The following is a 1,656-nucleotide window of genomic DNA, read 5'->3' as shown; positions in this document are numbered from 1 at the left end:
CTTTGCTTTGATCAAGGGTATAGGTCCATTGACCATTAACCATGGCTATATGGCCGTAGGTGGTGGTTGTACTGACAAGATCTGGGAAATCAGGTGTTTCGCCTGTATCGGTATCAGATATGCTGAGGGTTCCACTGGCGGTTGCGGTGTCACCTGCGTCTCCTTCAGTTACTGCGCCAGTGCTTGCCCCCGTTATTATAGCTGCATCGTCTTTACCATGAACCGTAATAACGAGATTCTGCGTGTCAGTACCACCGTCTTGGTCGGTCACCGTAATCGGAATGGTGACAGTTTGGTCTGTACCTGCGGCCAAGTGTTGATAGGCGCTGTGACTGGGATCAAAGGTGTACGACCCGTCGGCATTTAGCGTAAAACCGTCTATGGTCGGTGCGGTGTAGGTGGCCGTTTCATGGTCGTCAGTATCCGTTGCTGTAAGCTGGCCCGTTAGCAATTGGCCATCCTCTGTCACACTTTGCGCTTGGATTTGCTGTAATACCGGCGCGTCATTTGTGCCTGTTAGGGTGATGACAAGATTCTTGGTATCAGTCGCGCCAGCTAGGTCAGTTACTGTCACAGGGATGGTGATGGTTTGTACATCGCCTTGCGCCAAATGGTTATAACTACCGTGGTTTGGGTCGAAGCTATAGCTACCATCTTGCTTTAGTACAAAACCATCTACATTCGGTGCACTAAAGGTAAGTTGGTCATTCGTATCAATATCCGAGCCGGTAAGCACACCTGTGGTCTTAGTGCTATCACCCTCTCTTGCCGATTGTGCTGTAATGACACTCAAAGCGGGCGCGTCGTTAATACCTGTAATCGTCACCGAAATACTGTGTGCGGTGCCGTCTGCCGAATGGATTTGTATCACATCGGTCAGCGTATTATTGATCGGCGAGGAGCCTGCACCGAGCCGCTGCACGTCGCGACTTTGATTATCTAGATCATAGGTCCAGGTACCATTCGCTTGAAGGTGTAATGTTCCGTGTACACCCTGGATATCGCCCGCTTGAAAATGATCCTGACCAGCATCTTTATCACTTACACTGAGCGTGCCCGTCGCTTGCAGCGTGGTATCTTCTCTCACCATTCCGGTATCCGCACCGCTGATGATCGCCGTATCATCTTTGCCGTGCACGGTAATGGTTAAGTTCTGCGTATCGGTTGCACCGCTTTGATCGACTACGCCAACGGGTATTGTCAGCGTTTGAACTTGACCTGCCGCTAGGTGTTGGTAACTCGCATGGCTCGGATCAAAGCTATAGCTGCCGTCTGCATGCAGGGTAAACCCATCAACTTGCTGCATTACGCTGTAACGAGCGACTTCATGGTCGTCAGTATCCGTTGCTGTAAGCTGGCCCGTTAGCAATTGGCCATCCTCTGTCACACTTTGCGCTTGGATTTGCTGTAATACCGGCGCGTCATTTGTGCCCGTTAGGGTGATGACAAGATTCTTGGTATCAGTCGCGCCAGCTAGGTCAGTTACTGTCACAGGGATGGTGATGGTTTGTACATCGCCTTGCGCCAAATGGTTATAACTACCGTGGTTTGGGTCGAAGCTATAGCTACCATCTTGCTTTAGTACAAAACCATCTACATTCGGTGCACTAAAGGTAAGTTGGTCATTCGTATCAATATCCGAGCCGGTAAGCACAC

1 protein-coding gene is annotated in these 1,656 nt (G+C 50.3%); it reads right to left on the bottom strand.

Going from position 1 to position 1,656, the window contains the following annotated elements; all coding sequences use genetic code 11:
- A partial coding sequence (locus A3738_RS10875) for a VCBS domain-containing protein (protein ID WP_082890031.1) occupies positions 1 to 1,656 on the bottom strand: 1,656 nt, incomplete at both ends.

The organism is Oleiphilus sp. HI0066 (genome assembly GCF_001635725.1).
This window is presented reverse-complemented; position numbering and strand designations above follow the sequence as displayed.